This is a genomic window from Amycolatopsis sp. NPDC054798 (genome assembly GCF_053611505.1).
This window is the reverse complement of record NZ_JBSHAM010000023.1, coordinates 15280-36020: the sequence shown is the minus strand read 5'-3', so window position 1 is coordinate 36020 and position 20741 is coordinate 15280. Positions and strand designations below refer to the sequence as shown.

Here is a 20741-nt window from a genome sequence, read left to right as displayed (position 1 = left end):
AGGTACATGGCTGCTGCGAAGTCGGAACCGACTCGGATCCTCGTCCTCGGTGGTGGATACGTCGGCCTGTACACCGCGTACGGGCTTCAGAAGATGCTGCGCGCCAACGAGGCCTCCGTGACCGTCGTTGACCCGCAGCCGCACATGACCTATGCCCCGTTCCTGCCCGAGGCGGCGGCCGGCGCGATCGAGCCGCGGCACGTGGTCGTGCCGCTGCGCCGCGTGCTGAAGCGCTGCCACGTGCTGACCGCGCGGGTCACGAAGATCGAGAACGAGCGCAAGTCCGTCACGGTCGAGGCCGCCGACGGCCACATCGAGACGCTGAACTACGACGTGCTCGTGGTCGCGCTCGGCGCCGTCGCGCGGATCCTGCCGATCCCCGGCCTCGCCGAGGAGGGCATCGCCTTCAAGACCATCGGCGAAGCGATCTACCTGCGCAACCACATCATGACCAAGCTGGACGAGGCCGCCAGCACGCTCGACCCCGAGCTGCGCAAGCGCCTGCTCACGTTCACCGTGGTCGGCGGCGGCTTCGCGGGCATCGAGGCGCTGGCCGAACTCGAGGACATGACCCGCTTCGCGGTCGAGAACTACTACCCGAACATCAAGCCGGCGGACATCCGCTGGGTGATGGTCGAGGCGGCCGGGCGGATCCTGCCCGAGGTGCGCGAGACGCTGGGTGTGTACACGGTGCAGCAGCTGGAGAAGCGCGGCATCGAGGTGTACCTGTCGACCGCGGCGAAGTCGTTCGAAAACGGCCACGTCGTGCTGTCGGACGGCACCGAGTTCGACACCGACACGATCATCTGGACCGCGGGTGTGAAGGCCAACCCGGTCCTCGCCGGCTCGGACCTGCCGCTCGACAAGCGCGGCCGCGTCGAGGCCACCGCCGCGATGCAGGTCGTCGGCCACCCGGACGTCTGGACCGCGGGCGACAACGCGGCCATCCCGGACCTGTCGCGCACCGAGCAGGACCCGACGGCGACGTGCCCGCCGAACGCCCAGCACGCGGTCCGCCAGGCCCGCCTGCTGGCGAAGAACATCATCAAGGTGATCCGCGGCGGACAGCCGAAGGACTACTACCACAAGAACCTCGGTGCGGTCGCGAGCCTCGGGCTGCACAAGGGCGTGGCGGACGCGCTGAACCTGAAGATCAAGGGCTTCCCGGCGTGGCTGTTCCACCGGGCTTACCACCTGAAGGCGATGCCTACGTGGAACCGCAAGATCCGGATCCTGTTCGACTGGATGCTCGGCGGGTTGTTCCGGCGGGAGGTTATTTCGCTGGGGCAGATCAACAACCCGAAGGAAGAGTTCAACCGGGCTAGCAAGGGCTGAGTTTCTCTGGGGTGCTTGGCCGATGGCTTGTGGTGAAGCCGGGTCGCTTGGGGGCGGCCCGGCTTTGTCGTGGGTGGGGGCGGGTTCGCTAGGGTGGGGGTGCCCCCGTAGCCCAATTGGCAGAGGCAGTCGACTTAAAATCGACCCAGTGCGGGTTCGAACCCCGTCGGGGGCACTGGTTTCGCGGGTCAGGACGGTTCTTTTGAGCCTGGTTCAAGATCAACCCCGGTTTACCCCCGGAATTCCCGGAGTCAGGATCAAGGTGGCCCCTGCGGGGCCGCGCGCGATCGGGCCGGGCACGCGGGGCCGCCTCCGGCATGAGCTGTAACCAGAACGGTGCCGCATGCGACAGCTCAGCATGAGCCTATGCAGCGCGTGGACCGAGCACGGCGAAGCGCGGCGACCTCACCGCCGCGCGCCGAATCGCACGGACATGCTGCAGCCTGGCGACGAGCAGCACGCCATCACGGATGAGGCCTATCAGCGGTTCACCGACGGAAGCCCGATCGAGACGCTATGCGGCAAGCGGGTCGTCGGGAGCTATGGCGTCCCGTGGCCTCCAACGTTCGTCTCACGTGAGAATCGTTGCCCAGACTGCGTGGAGCTAGCGTCCGGCACTGACACCTAGAAGGATGTCCTTGCCGGAGGGGCAAGTCTCCGAGATGGCCGGGACCGTGCGCGCACGTTGCGTCCGTGAGTGACCTGTCGTCCTCCCGGCGACCTCTTGAAGGGCTATCACGCCGCGTCAATCCGGGGCGGCAAGATCTCGTCCGCTTATGCGAATACCGCAGGTGAAAGCTAAGGACGGCAGTGGACGGCCAACATCGCCCACCGCCGTCCGAAATCGACCCAGTGCGGGTTCGAACCCCGTCGGGGCACCGTTTTCGCGGGCCAAGGTCGATTGGGCCTCGTTTCGTCAGTTGGAGTAGCCGATCTCGCACTCCGGTTTCGGTTTGGTGGTGACGAGCAGCAGGGAGTCCACCCGGTCGTCGCGGTCGACGAAGATCCGGTAGGCCGCGTCGGGGTTGCCCGTGACTGGGGCGCGGTAGTGGTCGTCCATTTTGATTTGGCCGCTGCCCATGTCGGCTTCGGTTTCGACCTTGACGCCGGGGTAGGCGTTCTTGACCTCGTCCAGGCTCGCGCCGAGTCCGATGCCCTCGGGGGTCAGCACTCCTTCGTAGGCCTCGATCTTGGCGACTCCGATGGTGTCGGAGATCCAGACGACGTCGTGGGTTGTTCCGGTCTCGTGGCCCATGGCGCAGCCGACCGTTCCTGAGTCGCGGTTCTCGCGGATCTGCCCGGTGGCGATCGCCTTGGCTAGGGGCATGCCGAGGGTGAGTTTGCCGAAGCCGGTCGGGCCGAGCCGGTGTTTCTTGGCGAGGGACGCTGCCTGTTCGGTCACCGGACCGGTGCCTGACTGGTGGAGATCAGTGAACCGGCTGGCGCAGCCGGTCGCCAGCGGGACCAGAACGGCGAGAGCCAGGGCCGCCGGCGCGATGCGTCGGCGGCCCTGGGTCGAGTGGGTCATCTAGACGTGCCTTTCGGAGAGGTCAGCCGTTTACCGGTGCGGCTCGAGATACGCGGGTTCTCCCGGCGCGCTCTGCCGGTACACGTTTCTATTGTCCCGGATCACCTGGAGGATGATGTTCGGATCCCGCAGATCGTCGGAATTGGGATGTGCCTGGAAGAGCCGGGCTCCGGCGCGGATCGTGGCCTCCTTGCTGGGACCCCAATGGTTCGTGGGGGACACTATCTGGAACGCCTTGGCTCCGAGGACGAGTTCGCCTTCGGTGAAACCGCAGGACGCGCCGACATACCCGTAGTGAAGGTTCGACCAGAAGTCGTAGTTGAGGTTCTCGTTCGTGCCGGGCACCGGGAAGGAGTAGGTTTTCTCGCGACCGTTGGCTTTCAGGATGTCGTACAGCGGTCCCTTGTGGTCCCACGGCCCGCCGGTCCTGACTTGCCAGCCGAACCTCACGAAGGCCTCGTCGACGCTGAGCGGGCCGGCGAGTCCGGTGAGCAGGTACCTGATCCCCGCGGCGATGTCGCCTTTCGGGTTGTTGACCATTTCGCTGGTCATCAAGGACAGCGCTTCCCGCCAAGCTGGGTTGTCCTGGACACGCTGCTCCGGCGGGACACACTTGGGCGGGCAGTCGAACCCGCCGTCCGCGCCGGTGACCGGGCCCGCGTTGCGGCGGGCGTTTTCCTCGTTCTGCAGGGCAATGACTGCGGACTGCCAAGCCTCCGCGGCCGCTTGTGCCGCCTCCTCGGCCGACTTGTGGGCTGCGATCGCGTCTGCGCGGGCCTGTTCCGCGGAGGCTCGGGCGGCTGCGGCGTAACCGGCGGCGCGGGACGCCGAATCGCGGGCGGCGGCTGCGGAGCGGGCTGCGTCGTTGGCCGCGTTTTGGGCGGTCTTGGCTGCGTCCCGCGCCTGTTGGGCGGAGCGTGCGGCCTGGTCGGCGGAATTCTGTGCGTCGTCGGCGGATTTCTTCGCGTCGGCCGCGGCTTTCGAGGCGTCGGCGGCCGACTGCTTGGCCGCGGCTGCGGCCGCCGAGGCTGCGGCGGCGTCGTTGCGTGCGTTGGCGGCGTACAGAGCGGCGTTCGCGGCGTCGGTGCGGGCTTGCGCTGCGGACTTGGCTGCGTCGGCCAGATATCCGTCGATCTGGGCGTTGTGCATCGCCGTGTCGGCGTCTCGTACCGCGGCCTTGTACTGATCCACGTGCAGGAACTGCTTCACGAAGGACCACGGGCCGGACAGCGCGGCGTTGGCGGCGGCGCGGACTTCGGGGCCGCCCGTGTTAAGGACCTGTTGCGCGGCAACGCGGTCGTCGTCCTCGGCTGCGCGGTACTGGCCGGTGGCGAGGAATTCCCGGATGTCTTCGACGGTGCCGGACAACGCCTTGTTCGCGGCGGCCTTCGTGGCCGGGCCGCCGTTGTTCAGGATTCGCTGTACCGCGACCCGGTCGTCGTCGTTCTTGCCGGGGTAGTAGCGGGTGCGCAGGAATTCCTTGACCTGGTCGTAGGTTCCGGCCAGTGCGGTGTTGGCCGCGGTGCGCTGGGCCGCGATCGTGGTGGTGTCGGCGATCGCGGCGACGCTCGCGCGGTCGTCCTGTTCGGTGGCGCTGGCGAATCCACTGTGGACGAACGAGACGACGTCGGCGGTCGATCCGGCGAGGGTGTCCCGGGCGGCGGTTTTCACCCAGGGGCCGCCGGTGTGCCACAGGCGGGCGGCGACCTTGCGGCCGTCGGCTACGACTGTTTCGGCGGGCGTCGTCGGCGACTGGGCTTCGGTGAGCAGTCGCTGAGCCTCGGCGTCGAGTTTCGCGGCTTCTCCGGCTTTCCAGTCGACGCTCGCCTGCTTGTCCTGTTCGGCCTGCTTCGCTGCTTCAGCATCGCGTACGCCCTGGTTCTGCTGAGCGGTGAGCCGTTCCGCATCGGCCTTGCGTGCGGTTTCCGCGGTGGACTTGGCCTGGTCGGAGGCGGTCTGCGCGGCGGCGGCTTCGGCCTTGGCGGCGTCCGCGGCGGCTTGGGCCTGTGCTGCGGCGCGCTCGGCGTCGTAGGCCGCGTTCGCCGCCTCCTGGGCGGCTTGAGCTGCTGCGTCGGCGTGCGCGGCTGCTGCGTTGGCGGCGTCTCGGGCCTGGTTCGCGTTGGCTTGGGCTTCGTTGGCGATGGACTGGGCGGCGGCTGCGGCCCGGGTCGCTTCACCGGCGTAGGCGCGAGCCTTGTTGGCGGCGCGCTGTGCGGCTGCGGCGCTGGCTCCGGCTTTTTGCGCCCAGCCGCCGGCTTCGGCGGCCGCGCCTGCTGCTGCTGCGGCGTCGTTCGCGGTGGCGGCGGCACCGATAGCGGCCTGGATCGCCAGGCCGAGTGCGTTGAGTGCGTCGCCGATCGCGGCTACCGCCGAGCGGGCGCCGTTCGCGGCGTCACGGGCGTTCGCCGCGGCGGCGCGGGCTGCGTCCCGGATGGACGCGGTGTTGGCGGCGTCCAGATGTGCTGCGGCTGCGGCGTTGCGGGCCCTGGCTGCGGCTTGACCGGCCATCGAAGCTGCCCACGCAGCCTGCTGCGCAGCGGCCGACGCCGTCCGCGCGGCCGACGTGGCTGCCTCGGCGGCCTCGATCGCGGTCCGGGCGGTGTCGGCGGCGCGGTTGGCCGCGTCCGCTGCCCTGTCCGCGGCATTGGCGGCTTGACCAGCGGAATCTTGGGCGGCCTGAGCTTCTTGCGCCGCGCGTTGTGCCGCGTCCTTGGCGACCTTCGCGGCGGCTGCGGCCCGGTCCGCCGCTTCTTTGGCGTTCTGGGTCTGGGTGGCCGCGCGCTGGGCGGCGGCGTGCGCGAGATCGGCCAGTTGCGCGATGCTCAGCGTTTCCTGATCCCGTTGAGCCGCGACCTGCCAGCCGGTTTCGAGGAAGTAGCGGACGTCGTCCGGAGTGCCGTTCAAGGCCTGGTTGGCGGCCTTGCGCACCTCCGGGCCGCCCTCGTTCAGCAGTCGCTGCGCGGCGATCCGGTCGTCGTCGTTCTGCGCCTGGCGTACGCCGGGGCCGAGGAACTTTTCCAGGTCTTCGATGGTCCCGTTCAGCGCCGCGTTGGCGGCCGCTTTGACGGTCGGCCCGGTCGCCGCCTGCAACAGCTGAGAGGCCTTGATGCGCTGGTCGTCCTTCCACGGCTGGGTCCAGCCGGTGTCCAGGAACGTCTTCACCGCCTCCGGGGTGTTCGACAGCGCCTGGTTCGCCGCGAACCGGGTCGCGGGCCCGCCGGCGGAAAGCATCCGCTGCGCGCTGATCCGGTCGTCGGTGACCTGGCATTGCGCCAGCGCCGCGGTCAGGAACGCGTGCACGTCCGCGTCGCTGCCGGTCAGCGCGGTTTCCGCGGCGGCGGCCACCGCCGGGCCGCCGGAGCTGAGCAGCTGGACGGCCTGCGCCCGTTCGTTCTGCGCCGGGGCTGGATCCGCGGCGGCGGGCGTCACTGCGACGCCGGTGCCGAGCAGTGCCGCGGTCAGCACTGAGACCGCGGCGCGGAATCTGTGTCTGTGAAGGAAACTCATCCCGTTTCTTCCCCTCCGTCCAGCACGCACGCCGGGATCGCGGCCGGTCGCGGGGCAGGACGGAACCAGTGGTGTGGGCCGGGCCGCCGCGCGACAGAAACCGCAGCCCCCGTGCTGCGTGACCGGACAATGTCCGGATTTCCCCCGAAGAAATGCAGGAATCTGGGTGGCGCATGGGTAATGGTCCGTACCACCCATGGTCAAGTCTGCCGGTGGCCGAACACGGCGACAAGCAGCCGATCAGGGTAATCGGAGCGGTTGGTGTCCCGGTGACCGTGTCAGGGCGAAAACCCGGAATGGTCCTCTCCGCACGGCTAAGGAACAAGACCCAAGTCAGTGCTGATCCGCCCGTGCTCCAACGCGATCACCGTCTTCGCCCGGCGCACCGTTGCGGGCCGATGCGCGATGACCAGCAACGCGCACTCCCCGGCCACCTGATCCAGCGTCCGCGCGAAGGCGGCTTCGTTCGCCGCGTCGAGCTGGGACGTCGGTTCGTCCAGGAGCAGCAGCTCTGGCCGGGCCAGCAGTGCGCGGGCAATGGCCAGCCGCTGGCGCTGGCCGCCGGACAGCATGCCGCCGTGTTCGCCCGCTGGGGTTTCCAGACCGGCGGGGAGACGGTCGACGAATTCTGTCAAGTTGGTTTTCGCCAGTACGTCGCGGATTTGGTCGTCGGTCGCGTCGGGGGCGGCGTAGGTGAGATTGTCGCGCAGGGTGCCGTGCAGGATGGGGGTCGTTTGTTCCACCAGGCCGATTCGCTGGCGGCATTCGGCGATGGACGGCTGGTGCCCGTTGAACAGAATGGTGCCGCGGTCGGGTTCGTAGAAACGCTCGATCAGCGCGAGAATGGTGGACTTCCCGGCTCCGGACGGGCCGACCAGTGCGACGTGGCCTTGGCGCGGCACCACGAAGGAGACGCCGCGCAGCACCGGGCGGTCGGGGTGGTAGCTGAACCAGACGTCTCGCAGTTCCAGGACTGGGGCGGAAGCCGGGGAAACACCCGGCTCGGGGGCGTGGTCGGTTTCCGTGGGGAGCTGGGTCATGTCGTGGACCCGCTGGAACGCCGCCAGTCCTCTTTGGACAGTGGCGGCCAGTTCGAACAATCCGGCGCTCGGGACGGCGATGTAGCTGACGTAGAGCAGGAAAGCCACCAGTTCGGCGAGGGTGAGATTTCCGTTGGCTACTTGGATTCCGCCGGTGACCAAGACCGCGATGAGGGCGCCGTGCGCGGAGAGGGTCACGGCGGGGCCGGCGATGGAGTTGAGGCGGGCGGCGCGGATGTTGTCCTGATAGGTGGTCCGCGCGTAATGGCCGATGCGGTCGGTTTCCCGGTCTTCCGCGCGGGTGGCTCGGATGGTGCGGATAGCGCTGAGCGCGCGTTCCAGTTCCGCGGCCATCAGGCCCAGATTGTCCTGCGCGTTTTCGGTCGCGTTCCGGATGCGCGCCAACACAAACAGCGTGACGCCCCCGACGCCGCCGACGATGACGGCCACGATGCCGAACAGCAGCGGGCTCAGCCAGAGCATGGCGACGGTGCCGCCGACGACCACGAAACCGCCGGTCAGCATTTCGACCAGGTCGTAGGCGAGGGTGTCGCGCAGCAGGGTCGTGTCGGCGGTGGTCCGGGACAGCAGGTCGCCGATCCGGTGCTGGTCGTACAGCCGCATCGGCAGCCGCAAGAGGTGGCTGACCAGCCGCACTCGCAGTCCGAGCACGACGCCTTCGCCGGAGCGTTCCAGCCAGTAGCGGCCGACGGTGTCCGCGACGGCTTCGGCGACGAACACGGCGACGAGGGCGACGAGCAGCCAGCCGATGGCGCCGCCGGTGCCGACGGCGTCGATGGTCTGCATGGCCAGCATTGGCTGCAGCAGGCCAAGTCCGGCACCGACGAGGGTGAAAAGCAGTGCGACAGCGATGTTTCTGCGGTGTCCGCGGGTGGCGGCGAACAGGTGGCGCAGACCGACCCGGGACCGGACGGGCTCCTCGGTGGCCGACGGACTGGTCTCAGGGGCGGTGACGGTCATTCGGGCGATCCTCGACGGCTAAAGGGGCGACGGTCAGCAGCGGAGCGAAATAACCCGCGGGATGGATTTCGTCGACAACTTGGCCGTCGACTTCGATCCACGCGTGGGCGCTGAATGGTTGTGTGCGTACGCCGGTGCGCCAGGTCGGCCAAACGCCGTGCGTCCGGCACAGCAAAGCCGCGGCGACGGAGCGGAGCAAGCAGCCGTCGCCGGCGCAGCGCAGGCTGACCGCGATCACCGACTGACGCGCGGTGCGGGCTTGTTCGAAGGTGGCGGGCCGGGCACCCCGCCGGGCGAACGTCAGGATCGCGCAGAGATGCTTGGGGGACAACGCGGTCAGCAGGGTGGCGAGCGCGACCATGAGCAGCGGCAGCAGTTTTCGGTGCAGCGGCAGGCGAATTCGGTGGGGTACCACGGACGGCTGGCTCACGACGGTTCGACCAATCCGGCGGCGAGCAGGCTTTCGGTCATCGCGGCGATGTCGGACAGCACCCGGGCGGCGTCGATGTCGTATCTGGCGGCGAGATCGGCGGCGATCCGGTCGGCGGTCTCGCCGGCGAGCAGGCGGTCGAGGGTGTGCGCGCCGGTTCGGTTGACCTGCCAATAGGTTCCGGTGCGTTTGTTGAGCAGGACCGAACCGTCCGGGGTGTCGGTGAGCGCGGCGTCAGGGTGCAGGTGCATGGGTCCTCCGGTCGGTCGCTGGCCGGGCCTCGGCGATCGCCCGCAGCCACATTTCGCAGCCGAGCGCGGTTTCCAGGTGCGCTTCCACCTCGTCGTCCAGCCTCGGCTCGAGCAGGCAGGCCCGCAACGCGCCGAGGTCGAGCAGACCGCACGCGGCCAGTGCCGAATCGGCGAAGTACTCGAGCAGATCGGGGACGTGCCGGTGCGCCTCGGCGTCATCGTCGTCCTGGTAGTCGCCCTTGGTGGTGCGGTCGAGGATGACGTCCGGGACGAGGCCGCGCATCGCGTCGGCGAGCAGCGGTTTGTACCGCCAGGGCGTGAACCGGTCGGACGTCCGGACCGCGAGCGCGGCCTCGACGACCCGGTCGTCCAGGTACGGGAGGTCGAGCGGGACGCCCTCGGCGGCGTACTCGCGCTGGATCTGCTGGCACAACGGTCCCGCGGCGCGCAGGCTGGTCAGCGCTTCGTGCTGACCGCGGTCGGCGGCCAGCGGCGTGGCCTCGCCGGCGATTTCGTACAGCACCCGCCGTGTGGTCGCGAGTGCGTCGCCGGTGACCCATGGCGCGGCGCGGACGGGATCCGCCCAGCTCAGCTCGGGTGTCCCGCGCGGCGGCAGCGGGTCGGTGAGGTGGTCCGCCGAGTCTCGCCACCAGTCGCCCCAGCTTTGCCTGCTGGCCAGGCCGGCCAGGGTTTGCGGCCACGACCACCGGCCGAGGCTGCGGTAGACCCGGAGCTGGCGCAGACCGGTGAGCGGGCGGCGGCGGACCAGGGTGTGCAGGTAGCTGGGCGAAGCGCTGAAAACCTCGTCTCCGCCGTGCCCGGCCAGGTGCAGTCCTGAGCCGTGCTCGGCGAGGATGCGCACGCCGTGCGAGGAACTGTTCAGTCCTCTGGTCATCGTCCACGGCGCTTCTAGGTCGGTCGTCGTGTAGGGCGGGGCGAACAGCGCGGGCGAACTGGCTCCGGACAGGTCCAGATGCTCGGCGCGCGGGAGCAGCCGGGCCGCTTCGGCGGCGAAGGCCGGATCGTCGTTGGCGACGCTTCCTTCGGTCCACCGGAACGTGAGCAGGTCGGGGGTGTGCTCGGCGGCGAGGAAACACAGCGTCGTCGAGTCCATTCCGCCGGAAAGATCCAGCGACAGCCTGCCCTTGGCGGGTCGCCGGTTCGCGACCGCTTCCCGCAGCGCGGCGCGGACCGCGGGAGCGCCTTTGCGGATGGGCAGAACGGGGTCCGGCGGATGCCACCAGCGCACCGTGCGGGCGGTGCCGTCGTCGGCCAGCGCGACGTAGGAATCCGGCGGCACCGGCTGCACGGTGAGCCACCAGCTTTTCTCGATCAGCGGGGGAAGCAGCTGCATTTGCGTCAGATGCGCGGCGAGAAGGTCTTCGTCCAGGTCCGCGCCGGTCATCTCGGCCAGCACGTCGGCGCGGGTGCTCGCGACCGCGGTGGTGCCGATCCGGGTGTGGAAGGCCCGGCGCAGGTTCGCCAGAGTGCCTTGCAGCCGGACTTGCCCGTTCACTGACACGATGAGGTGCGCGCTGCCGGGCAGCACGCGGGCGAGCGCGTCCGCGTCGGCCGCGGTGCGCAAACGGGCGGCATGGGCGGTCAGCCGCTCGACTGGAATCGGGCAGGACCCGAAGACGGCGACGCGGGCCCGGCCCGCGATGGCCACCTGGATTTCCCCCGGCTCCCAGCGACCGGCCAGCCACGGCCGTCCGGAGGAATGGAACAGGACACTCGGGCGCTGGTAAGGGACTCGTGGCAGCAGCGCGGCGCCGCCCGGCGAGTCCGGAAGGACGACAAGACTGCTCGACAAGGCGTTCATCGGACCACCGGTCGGGATCGGAGTGAACGACGGGAGGACGAACGTGGCTGAAGACCGATTGGGTCGACCTCCAGCCACGTCAGCTCAGCTCAGCGGGCAACGGACGCTACCCGCGGGTGAATCGCCTGCTCAGCGGCGACGACGGCCGTGGCGGCGGTGATCGCGCGCGCCGCGGCGCAGCCGCCGGGTGTCGGTCGCGAAGCAGCCGGCAGAGGATGCTTCAGGGGCCTGATAACGCTCGGGAAGGGTCTTCACAGAAACCAGTCCTCCTCGGTGTGCTCTTTCGGGAATAATTCATTATCGGTTCGATAGCGATCGCTGATGAACTTTCCGGATGCGCGAAGTGCTCCGCGCAGAACACGCTAGCAGGATCCCCGGAAGCTGACACTCGGGCGTTCAGTCGAATCAGTTGGGCCGACAGCGGTGTCCGTTTTCGATTCTTCAGGAAAATATTCGAAACAGTGCATCCCGGCTGCCTTGGCCGGTTTCGGGGAAATGCTTCTGCTCGCGTACTGAATTCCGAAAAGGGGAGGGCGGCGGGCCGCGCCGTGCACTCAGGGAATGAGAGCGCCCGGAGCGCCGGCCGGAACCGCGGGACGCCGAGGGGGCACCGGGTCGATGCGTTCGTACGGCGCGCCGAGCGGGGGCCGCTGGTCCTTCTCGCCGTGATTGGGCCAGAAGGACATCGCGCGTTCGGCTTGCGCGGTGATCGTCAGGGAAGGGTTGACGCCGAGGTTGGCGGAGATCGCGGAGCCGTCGACGACGTGCAGGCCGGGGTGGCCGTATACGCGGTGGTAGGGGTCCAGTACGCCGTTGGCCGGATTGTCGGAAATGGCGCAGCCGCCGATGAAATGCGCGGTCATCGGGATGTTCAGGATCTCGCCGGTGGTGCCGCCGGCGATGCCGTCGATTTTCTCCGCGACGCGGCGGGCGGCGTCGTTTCCGGCGGGGATCCAGGTGGGGTTCGGTTCGCCGTGCCCGGGTGCGGAAGTCAGTTTGTGCGCTCCGGTCCGGGTGCGTTTTCCGGAGACGGTGATGGAATTGTCGAGGGTTTGCATGACCAGCAGGATGATGGTGCGTTCGGACCAGCGGCGCGGCGAGAACCAGGTGAAGTTGCGCGGGTTCCTGGCGAAGGCGGCGAGCCAGGTCAGCCAGCGCGGGAGGGACTTGCCGCCGTCGGTGAGCGCGGTTTGCAGCAGCGACATCGCGTTGCTTCCCTTGCCGTAGCGGCAGGGTTCGATGTGCGTGTGCGCGTCCGGATGGATGGACGAGGTGATCGCGACGCCGTGGGTGAAGTCGACGTCCCGGCGTTTCGATTTCGCGCCGAGGATGGCTTCCGAGTTGGTCCGGGTCAGCCGGCCAAGGCTGGCGGAAAGCCCTGGCAGGGCACCGGTTTCGCGGGCGCGGTGGAGCAGCTTCTGGGTGTTGTAGGTGCCTGCGCTGAAGATGACGTCGCGCGCGAAGAAGGTGCGCACGTTTTTGCGGCGGCGGGGCGAGGATCCGGTGCGGACCGCGGTGACCACGTAGCCGCCGTCGGCCGGCCGCACATCGAGCACTGTGGTCAGGGGGACGACGTTCGCGCCGCGTTGCTCGGCCAGATAGAGGTAGTTGCGGTCCAACGTGTTTTTCGCGCCGACCCGGCAACCGGTCATGCAGGATCCGCATTCGGTGCAGGTTCGGCGCGCTGGCCCGGCACCGCCGAAGAACGGGTCCGGCACGACGGTCCCGGCGGGAGTGTCCTGGTCGCCGAAGAACACGCCGACCGGGGTGAGCCGGAAGGACGATCCGACGCCGAGGTCGTCGGCGACCTCACGGAGCACCTGGTCCGCGGCGGTGACGGTGGGGTTCTGGGTGACGCCGAGCATCCGGCGGGCCTGGTCGTAGTGCGGTTTCAGTTCGGCTTGCCAGTCGGTGACGTGCGCCCATTGCGGGTCGGCGAAAAACGGCGCGGGCGGTTCGTAGAGAGTGTTGGCGTAGTTGAGGGAACCGCCGCCCACGCCCGCGCCGCCGAGGATGACGACGTCGCGGAGCAGGTGGATGCGCTGGATGCCGTAGCAGCCGAGCCGGGGAGCCCACAGGAAATTCCGGACGTCCCACGAGGTTTTGGGCAGGGTTTCTTCGGTGCGGCGCGGACCGGCTTCCAGCACGGTGACGCGGTAGTCCTTTTCGGACAGCCGCAGTGCGCTCACCGAGCCGCCGAAGCCGGAGCCGATCACGAGGACGTCGGTCTCTTCGCGGGGGTGGTCCATCGTTGTCCTCGCAAGCGTCAGCGCTGCTCCGGCCGGGGCGTGCGGGCGGGGTCTGGGGACGCCGCCGGACGGAGAGGATGGGCACCGTCCGGCGACGTTTCCCGGAGTCTTCTCGCCAGGCCGGGCGCGGGCATCGGTCCGCGGACCGGGACAGCGGGGCCGGATTGGTCCCGCGGCACAAAACGTCAGTCCACCGGCCGGAGCACGGCAGGACCCAGCAGCCGGCACGCCAGCAGCGCCACCTCGACGTCGATCCGCCCCTCGGACAGCGGACGGCCGCGTTCCTGCTCGGCCTTGCGGAGCCGGTACTGGATGGTGTTCTTGTGCAGGTGCAGCTCCTGCGCGGCGACCATCAAGCTGCTTCCGCTGGACAGGTACGCCCACACCGTCTCGCGCATCCGGCGGTGCCCCTCGTCGTCGTCGGCCAGCGCGCCGAGCACCGACTGGACCCAGCCCGCGACCGCCGCCGGATCGGCCGCGACCAGCGCCAGCGGCCCGAGCTGCGCCGCCGCGGTGACCTGTCGCGGCTGGGTCCGCTCGGTCATCTGCGCGACGGCTTCGGCCTGCCGGGCCTGCTGGTGGGTGGTGCGGAACCCGGTCAGTCCGCTCGCCGGGTCGCCCAGCGCGACGCGGACCGGATCGGGTGAGCTGGCGAGCGCGGCGGACACCGCGTCGAGGTCGAGCGTCGCGGTCGAGAACCAGGCCCATACGGTCGAGGCGTCCGGGGCCACGACCAGCGGCGTGGTGCCGAGGGCGTTCGCGAGCAGGGCCGCGTGCCGTTCGAGGGTGGCTAAGCGGGCGCTTTCGTCCAGCTCGGGGCCGCACCACAGCACCGCGCCGACGTGCCGGTCCGACAGCGCGTAGCCGAGGGTCTTTTCGACGTCCGCGGTGTCGACCGGCTTGCCGGACAGTGCGGCCTGCACCTTCGCCAGCCGGGCCGCGTTGCGGTGGCGCAGCCAAGTGTCGCGTTCCGCCTGGTAGGCCTCGACCACCTCTTCAGAGATCTTGTCGATATAGGTGAAGGCGACCTGTGACAGGTCAGTGGCGGCGGCTGAGATCTCAGCGGTCTGGACCGGCTCGGCCGCGATCAGGGCGATCATTTCCTGCTGGAAGGACGCCTGGCCGAGCCGGTACGCGCGCAGCATCGCGGTGATCGGCACCCGGCGCTGCGCCAGCCGCCGCGCGAACTCCAGCGCGGCGGGCGGAGCGCCGACGTCCGCGGGCTGGGTCGCGCCGCTCAGCACGCCCAGCGCGGCGACGAGGTTTTCCCGGACCGAGCTTTCCAGCAGCTCCAAGGCCTGTGCGTCCGGTGCGAGCACCGGCACCGCCGCGGCGATCTCCTCCACGATCCGCGCGCAGAGCGGCGCGAGCTCGGCCAGCACCGAGTCCGCGACCTTGGCCAGCGTGGCGGCAGCCGTCGACGTCACAGGCAGCACCGTACGCCCGGTTCGTGCTCCGGACCCAACGCAGCCGGGCGTTTCGGTTTCGCGCACAGTGTTCGCCCGCTCGCGGATTCCTACCTTCGGGAAAACGACAGACCGCGTGGAGGCCGCCATGAAGAAGTACCGCCTCGCCGGAGCGAACGGCGAAACCGCCTGGCACGACCGGAAGCGGCACCTGTGGCTCCTCGGGCTGGTGGTGCCGCTGCTGCCGTTCGGCGCGATCGGACTGCACGCCGCGACCGGATCCGACGCCGTGCTGTGGCTCGGGCCGCTCGTCGTGCTGGTCCTCGTGCCGCTGATCGACCTCGTCGCCGGATACGACCACACCAATCCGCCGGACGAGGTGATGGAGGCGCTGGAGGAGGACCGCTACTACCGCTGGATCACCTACCTGTTCCTGCCGCTGCAATACGCCGGTTTCGTCGCCGGTGCGTGGATGCTCGCGCGCGGCGAGCTTTCCGTCGGCGGCAAGATCGGCCTCGCGATCACGCTGGGCACGGTCGCCGGCATCGCGATCAACACCGCGCACGAACTCGGCCACAAACGGGAAAGCACCGAGCGCTGGGCCGCGAAAATCGCGTTGGCGCAGTGTTTCTACGGGCATTTCTACATCGAGCACAATCGCGGGCACCACGTCCGCGTCGCCACTCCGGAGGATCCGGCGTCGAGCCGGCTGGGCGAGAGCTTCTACCGTTTCTGGCCGCGCACAGTTTTCGGTTCGCTGCGCAGTGCCTGGGGTGTTGAGCGGAAACGCTACGCCCGCAAGGGAAGCCACCCGTTCCACCTCGGCAATGATGTGCTCAACGCGTGGCTGATGAGCGTGGTGCTGTGGGGCGGGCTGATCGCGTGGCTGGGCGTCGGGATCCTGCCGTATCTGGTGGTGCAGGCCGTGTTCGGGTTCTCGCTGCTGGAGATCGTGAACTACATGGAGCACTACGGGATGCTGCGCAAGCAAGTCACGCACGGTGCCAAGACCCGGTACGAACGGGTCACTCCGGCGCATTCCTGGAATTCCAACAACATCGCGACGAATGTGCTGCTGTACCACTTGCAGCGGCACAGCGATCACCACGCGAACCCGACTCGCCGGTTCCAGACCTTGCGCGACTTCAAGGAAAGCCCCGTCCTGCCGACCGGCTACACCGGAATGATGGTCGTCGCGCTAGTCCCGGCATGGTTTCGCAAAGTGATGGACCCGCGCGTCTGCCGGCATTACGACGGCGACCTCCGGCAGGCGAACGTGCAGCCGGGCAAATTGCCGTCGCTGCTGAAGAAGTATCCGGTCACCGCTGCCGCGGCAGCGGGATCCACTGTGGACGCTCGGTCGCAGCTGGCCGACGATGTGGACGCCGCGCGGTGTCCCGGTTGCGGCTACACCTACCGCGTCGCCGAGGGCAATGAACTGGAGGGTTTCGCCGCCGGGACCGCGTGGTCGGAGATCCCGGACGACTGGACCTGCCCGGACTGCGGCGTCCGGGACAAGGTCGACTTCGTGCCGGTGGCGCGGGAGGCGGCGTGCTGAAAATCGTTGCGGACCAAGGAAAATGCGAAGGTCTCGGCATGTGCGAGGCGATGGCCGACCAGTTCTTCGAGGTCGGCGAGGACGGCGTCGTACAGGTTCTCGACGAAACCCCGCCCGAGGCGGACCGGCAGTTCGTCGACGCGGCGGTGCGCGCGTGCCCGGTCGCCGCGCTGCGGCTTCAGGATTGAGGCTCGGTGGAGACGGAATTGCTGGGCCGAGCGCGGTCTGGCGACCAGGCCGCGTTCGCCGTCATCTACCAGGAACACGCGCCGCCGGTCTTCCGCTACCTGCGGATGCGGGTGCCGACGGCGACGGTCGCCGAGGACTTGACGAGCGAGGCTTTCCTGCGGGCGTGGCGAAAACTGCCGGACTTCCGCCCGGACGTCGGCTCGTTCACCGGCTGGCTGTACACGATCGCCGACAACCTGCTGCGCGACCACCGCAAATCGGCCCGCTACCGGCGCGAACTCCTCGACGGGAAAGACCACGACGGACCGGACCTCCGCGGCGGAGCCGACCGGCTCGCGCTGGCCCGCATCGAAGCGGCCGCGCTGCGGCGGTGCCTCGCCGGCCTCAGCGAACCGCAGCGCGAGTGCCTGCGGTTGCGGTTTTTCGCCGGACTGTCCGTCGCCGAGGTCGCCGAAACGATGAACAAGAACCCCAACAGCATCCGGGCGCTGCAGCATCGTGCGGTGCGCACGCTCGCGACGCTGCTGGCCGAAACCGAGAAGGTGTGACGCTGATATGCACGGATTCCTGGAAATTTTCAAGATCATGGGGCCGTTGCTGGTATTGATGCTGTGTCCCATCTGGCTTCCCCTGCTGGGAATGCTGATCGGGAAGTTGGCGGATATCTTCTCCGGCGGCGGCAAGCAAGCCGGGCCCGCGTATCGGGTGGTGCGTGCGGAACCGGCCGAGGCAGGGAGCCGCATTGCGCGGTGAGGTATAGCCGGGGAAGCATGTCTCGGGCGGCAAAGAGCATTGGTCAGGCATTCCGGACTTTCTTAGCCTGACTGCGGGTCGACGGCGGTCTCCAGGCTGGCGTCGGACCCTCGCTCAAAGGAGAGCCGAGATGACCGAACGCCAGCCCGTCACAGCCCAGCTCCCGTCCGGCCCGGTCATCGGCGTCCGAGGGGACGACGACGTGGTGCGTTTCCGCGGCGTGCGGTACGGCACCGCCGAGCGGTTCCAGCCGCCGCGACCGGCCGAGCCCCGTTCCGATGCCGTGCTGCCCGGGCCGATCTGCCCGCAGCTCGGCTCGCGTTTGGAGGCCGCGATGGGGCCGCCGGGGGACGAGCCGCCCCAGTCTGAGGACTGTCTCAACCTAGCCGTCGCGACCCCCGCGCTGACCGGGGCGCGTCCGGTGCTCGTGTGGCTGCACGGCGGCGGCTTCCTGAGCGGCGGCGGCACGCTTCCCTGGTACGACGGCGGTCGGCTCGCCGCGGACGGCGACGTGGTCGTGGTGTCGGTCAACTACCGGCTGGGTGCGTTCGGCTACCTGGTCGCTGAAGGCGTCAGCGACGGAAACCTCGGCCTGGCGGACCAGGTGCTCGCGCTGGAATGGGTGCGGGACAACATCGCGGCGTTCGGCGGCGACCCGGGCAATGTCACCGTCTTCGGACAGTCCGCGGGCGCGCTTTCGACGGTCGCCTTGGTGTCCCTGCCGAACAGCCGTCCGCTCATCCGGCGGGCGATCGTCCAGAGTTGCCCGGATCCCGGGATCATCCAGGAACGCGCGAAAGCGCTTGAGATCGGCCGGTATTTCGTCGACGCGATCGGCGGAGACCCGGTCACCGCTTCGGTGGACCAGTTGCTGGCCGCGCAGTTGCGCACTCTCCGGTGGAACGCCGCGAAGGACCCGACGTCGACCCGGCCGCCGTTCGGCATCGTCGATCTGGATGTGCGACTGTCCGATCCGTTGCCGGACTTGATGATCGGATACACCACGCAGGAATGCGAGGCATTCGCGATCGGAGTCCAGGACGACGCGATCCGGCAAGCGATCGCGGACCAGACCGAGCCGCTTTTCGGCCGCCCGGCGCGTGAGCTGGCACAGCAGAACGGCGCGTACTCCTACGAGTTCGACTGGGCTCCCGAACACGGCGGCTACGGGGCGATCCACTGCCTCGAACTGCCGTTTTTGCTAGGCACGCGGGAATCTTGGCGCGGAAGCCCGATGCTGGGCGAAACGAACTGGGCCGACGTCGAACGGCTCGGGGCGCAGATGCGCTTGTGGTGGACCGAATTCGCCCGTTCGGGCTCGCCGGGCTGGGACGGCACGAGCTGCCGGATCGGGAATCCTTCTCACGCACTGGAGAACACGCCATGAGCAAGCCCGGCATCCACTGGCCAGTCGTCCTTCTCTGCTTCCTCGCTGTCCTCCTGGACGGCTTCGACACTGCGGCACTGTCGTTCACGATCCCGACGCTGTCGCACGAATGGGGTGCCGCGCCCGCTGCCTTCACCCTGCCGTTGGTGCTGACCAACATCGGGGTCGTCGCGGGATACCTGGCCGCGGGGTACGTCGGAGCCCGGATGAAGGCACGGTCGGTGGTGCTCACCGGCGTCCTGATCTTCGCGGGTGCGACGGTGCTGACCGCGGTGATCCTGCACCTGAAATCCATGCCGGTCTTCGCCGCGACCAGGCTGGTGACCGGGCTCGGCCTGGGGCTGGTCCTGCCGGCTGGGGTGTCGCTCGCGACGAAGCACAGCGCGGAGGGCCGCCGGGAGCTGGTCTCGGTCGCGGTGACGCTCGGTCTCGCTTCCGGGAGCAGCCTCGGCGGGTTTTTCGGTGGCAAACTGCTGCACAGCGTCGGGTCCGCCGGGGTTTTCTACGTCGCTGGGCTGGCTCCGTTGCTGCTGGCCGCGGTGATGGCCCTGGTGCTGCCTGCTCGAGAACCCGCGGTCGCGAGCGGTGCGAAGCAGGACGCCAAGGTGAGCAGGCTGTTCGGCCCGGGGCTGCGCCTGCCGACGTCGCTCATCTGGGCGTTCTCGTTCCTCATCTTCATTACCGCTTACGTGTTGATTTCCTGGGTGCCGACTCTTCTCACCGGCTACGGCTTCGCCGCGGGGAAGGCGCCGCTGGGACTCGCGTTCCTCACTCTCGGCGGGATCGCGGGCGGTCTGGTGCTCATTCCGCTCGCCGCGCGGATCGGGATCGCGCGTGCGCTGATCCTGATGCCCGCCTTCGGGGCGGTGTGCATGGTCGTGGTCGCGACGGTGCCGGTCGGCGAGACTCTGCTGTTCGTGCTGCTGGCCGGTGCCGGTTTCGGTGTCACGGCCGGGCAGATCGGCCAGCTGACCCTCGCGGTCTCGATCTATCCTGCCGACACTCGCACCACCGGCGTCGGCTGGGCAGCGGCGCTCGGGCGGATCGGGTCGATCGTGGGGCCGGGAGTCGCGGGTGCGCTGCTCGCGCTGGCGTTGTCGGCCCAGACGATCGTCCTGATGACCGCCGTCCCTGTGCTTGTGGCGATCGCGTGCGCGGTGGGGTTGAGCCGGGTGCGGCCGAAGGCGAGGAGGCAGCGAGATGGCGCACTGGTTCGATCTCGGTGACGTCGCGGTAGTTCCGCTGATCGAGGACGAGCGGCTGCTGATCGACCCCGGCGAGTTCTTCCCTGGACTCGAACCGGATCTGGCCGACTGGTACGCCCAGGAGCCGTGGTTCGACCGCGCGGCGGGGAAGCTGGTCTTCGTCATCCAGTCGTTCCTCGTCTGCTCCGAGGACGAGGTGCTGGTGGTCGACGCGTGCGTCGGGGCGGGGAAGGACCGCCGCCGGGCGGAGTTCCATCGACTGCCGGACCGGTGGATGCGGCAGTTCCTCGCGACCGGCGTGCGGGCGGAGGAGGTCGACGCGGTGGTGTTCACGCACCTGCACACCGATCACGTCGGTGCCGCCACCTTCCAGCGGGAACCGGTTTTCCCGCACGCCCCGCACTTCGTCGTCGAGGAGGAGTTCCGCTACTGGTCGAGTAAAGCCGGTGGGGAAGCCATGCGCCGGACTGGTGGCTACTTCGCCGACAGCGTCCTGCCGATTGAGCGGGCCGGACAGCTCCGCTTTGCCGCACCGGACGCGGTGGTGGGCAAGCACGCCGAACTCGTTCCCGCGGCTGGGCATACGCCGGGACAGGTGTGCGTGCGGGTCCGCGGCAGCGCCGGGACCGTCCTGCTCGCCGGGGACACGATGCACCACGGGGTGCAGGTCCGGCATCCGGAGCTGAGCACCCGGTACTGCGTCGATCCGGGGGAAGCGGCGACGGTGCGGAGCCGCCTGCTGGAGGTGGCGGACGGTTCGGTCCTGCTCCCGACGCATTTCCCGGCACCCTCGGCTGGCCGGGTACGGCGTGGTTCGTCCGGGTACGTCTTCGAGTTCGCCGCCGATCTGGTCCGGACCGGGCAGTTCCGCTACCGCTAGCGCCCCTGGCCAAAGTCCGTGAGGGGAACCCTAGGGGAATCTGATTCCCATGCCAGGGACTTAAGCCGGGCGACCTCGGCCTGCCGACTGTCCACACGGGACGCCAACCCCGCCGAAATGCCCCGGTTGATGCCTTCCTGACCGGTTCTGTGGGTCCGTGAAGGGCCCCTTGAGGGAATCTGATTCCCTCAAGGGGCCCTTCACGGACCGCACACCGCGC

The 20741-nt window shown here is 69.0% G+C and carries 16 protein-coding genes and 1 tRNA gene; 9 read left to right on the top strand and 8 right to left on the bottom strand.

The window, feature by feature from the left end; translation table 11 throughout:
• Window positions 1-6 precede the first annotated feature (6 nt).
• Window positions 7-1335 (top strand): NAD(P)/FAD-dependent oxidoreductase, encoded by a 1329-nt coding sequence (locus ACWGIC_RS16720; protein WP_452076822.1) that lies wholly within the window; start codon window positions 7-9, stop codon window positions 1333-1335.
• A 101-nt stretch (window positions 1336-1436) separates the two neighbouring features.
• Window positions 1437-1510: transfer RNA gene (locus ACWGIC_RS16715), tRNA-Leu, on the top strand.
• Window positions 1511-2251: 741 nt separating this feature from the next.
• On the opposite strand, the gene ACWGIC_RS16710 is transcribed toward ACWGIC_RS16715, so the two are convergent.
• The 8 genes from ACWGIC_RS16710 to ACWGIC_RS16675 form a co-directional block, all read right to left on the bottom strand.
• Complete coding sequence (locus ACWGIC_RS16710; protein ID WP_452076821.1) at window positions 2252-2863, bottom strand: hypothetical protein; 612 nt, start codon at window positions 2861-2863, stop codon at window positions 2252-2254.
• 30 nt (window positions 2864-2893) lie between these two features.
• A complete protein-coding gene (locus tag ACWGIC_RS16705) occupies window positions 2894-6370 on the bottom strand; it encodes a polymorphic toxin type 44 domain-containing protein (RefSeq protein WP_452076820.1) in 3477 nt (1158 codons plus the stop codon).
• A 314-nt stretch (window positions 6371-6684) separates the two neighbouring features.
• Window positions 6685-8391, bottom strand: a complete 1707-nt coding sequence (locus ACWGIC_RS16700) for an ABC transporter ATP-binding protein (RefSeq protein WP_452076819.1) — start codon at window positions 8389-8391, stop codon at window positions 6685-6687.
• Window positions 8372-8806 (bottom strand): lasso peptide biosynthesis B2 protein, encoded by a 435-nt coding sequence (locus tag ACWGIC_RS16695; RefSeq protein WP_452076880.1) that lies wholly within the window; start codon window positions 8804-8806, stop codon window positions 8372-8374. The genes ACWGIC_RS16700 and ACWGIC_RS16695 overlap by 20 nt, the downstream gene beginning before the upstream one ends.
• 11 nt (window positions 8807-8817) lie before the next feature.
• The gene (locus tag ACWGIC_RS16690; RefSeq protein ID WP_452076818.1) at window positions 8818-9072 is read right to left on the bottom strand and encodes a lasso peptide biosynthesis PqqD family chaperone; all 255 of its coding nucleotides are present in this window, start codon (window positions 9070-9072) and stop codon (window positions 8818-8820) included.
• Complete coding sequence (locus tag ACWGIC_RS16685; protein WP_452076817.1) at window positions 9056-10894, bottom strand: asparagine synthase-related protein; 1839 nt, start codon at window positions 10892-10894, stop codon at window positions 9056-9058. The genes ACWGIC_RS16690 and ACWGIC_RS16685 overlap by 17 nt, the downstream gene beginning before the upstream one ends.
• Before the next feature lie 554 nt (window positions 10895-11448).
• Window positions 11449-13143, bottom strand: coding sequence for a GMC oxidoreductase (locus ACWGIC_RS16680; RefSeq protein WP_452076816.1), 1695 nt, complete (start codon window positions 13141-13143; stop codon window positions 11449-11451).
• A 185-nt stretch (window positions 13144-13328) separates the two neighbouring features.
• Window positions 13329-14570, bottom strand: a complete 1242-nt coding sequence (locus ACWGIC_RS16675) for a PucR family transcriptional regulator (RefSeq protein WP_452076815.1) — start codon at window positions 14568-14570, stop codon at window positions 13329-13331.
• A gap of 127 nt (window positions 14571-14697) precedes the next feature.
• Here ACWGIC_RS16675 and ACWGIC_RS16670 point away from each other — a divergent pair, with 127 nt between their 5' ends.
• The 7 genes from ACWGIC_RS16670 to ACWGIC_RS16640 all read left to right on the top strand — a co-directional run bounded on the left by ACWGIC_RS16670 (window position 14698) and on the right by ACWGIC_RS16640 (window position 20521).
• Entirely contained in the window at window positions 14698-16107 is a 1410-nt protein-coding gene (locus tag ACWGIC_RS16670; RefSeq protein ID WP_452076814.1) for a fatty acid desaturase, read from the top strand.
• A complete protein-coding gene (locus ACWGIC_RS16665) occupies window positions 16101-16295 on the top strand; it encodes a ferredoxin (RefSeq protein WP_452076813.1) in 195 nt (64 codons plus the stop codon). Before ACWGIC_RS16670 ends, ACWGIC_RS16665 begins: the two co-directional genes overlap by 7 nt.
• Window positions 16296-16301: 6 nt before the next feature.
• Entirely contained in the window at window positions 16302-16844 is a 543-nt protein-coding gene (locus ACWGIC_RS16660) for an RNA polymerase sigma factor (protein WP_452076812.1), read from the top strand.
• A 7-nt stretch (window positions 16845-16851) separates the two neighbouring features.
• A complete protein-coding gene (locus ACWGIC_RS16655) occupies window positions 16852-17049 on the top strand; it encodes a hypothetical protein (protein WP_452076811.1) in 198 nt (65 codons plus the stop codon).
• A 130-nt stretch (window positions 17050-17179) separates the two neighbouring features.
• Window positions 17180-18436 (top strand): carboxylesterase family protein, encoded by a 1257-nt coding sequence (locus tag ACWGIC_RS16650; RefSeq protein WP_452076810.1) that lies wholly within the window; start codon window positions 17180-17182, stop codon window positions 18434-18436.
• Entirely contained in the window at window positions 18433-19662 is a 1230-nt protein-coding gene (locus tag ACWGIC_RS16645; protein WP_452076809.1) for an MFS transporter, read from the top strand. The genes ACWGIC_RS16650 and ACWGIC_RS16645 overlap by 4 nt, the downstream gene beginning before the upstream one ends.
• Window positions 19637-20521, top strand: coding sequence for an MBL fold metallo-hydrolase (locus ACWGIC_RS16640; protein WP_452076808.1), 885 nt, complete (start codon window positions 19637-19639; stop codon window positions 20519-20521). The genes ACWGIC_RS16645 and ACWGIC_RS16640 overlap by 26 nt, the downstream gene beginning before the upstream one ends.
• Window positions 20522-20741: the final 220 nt, after the last annotated feature.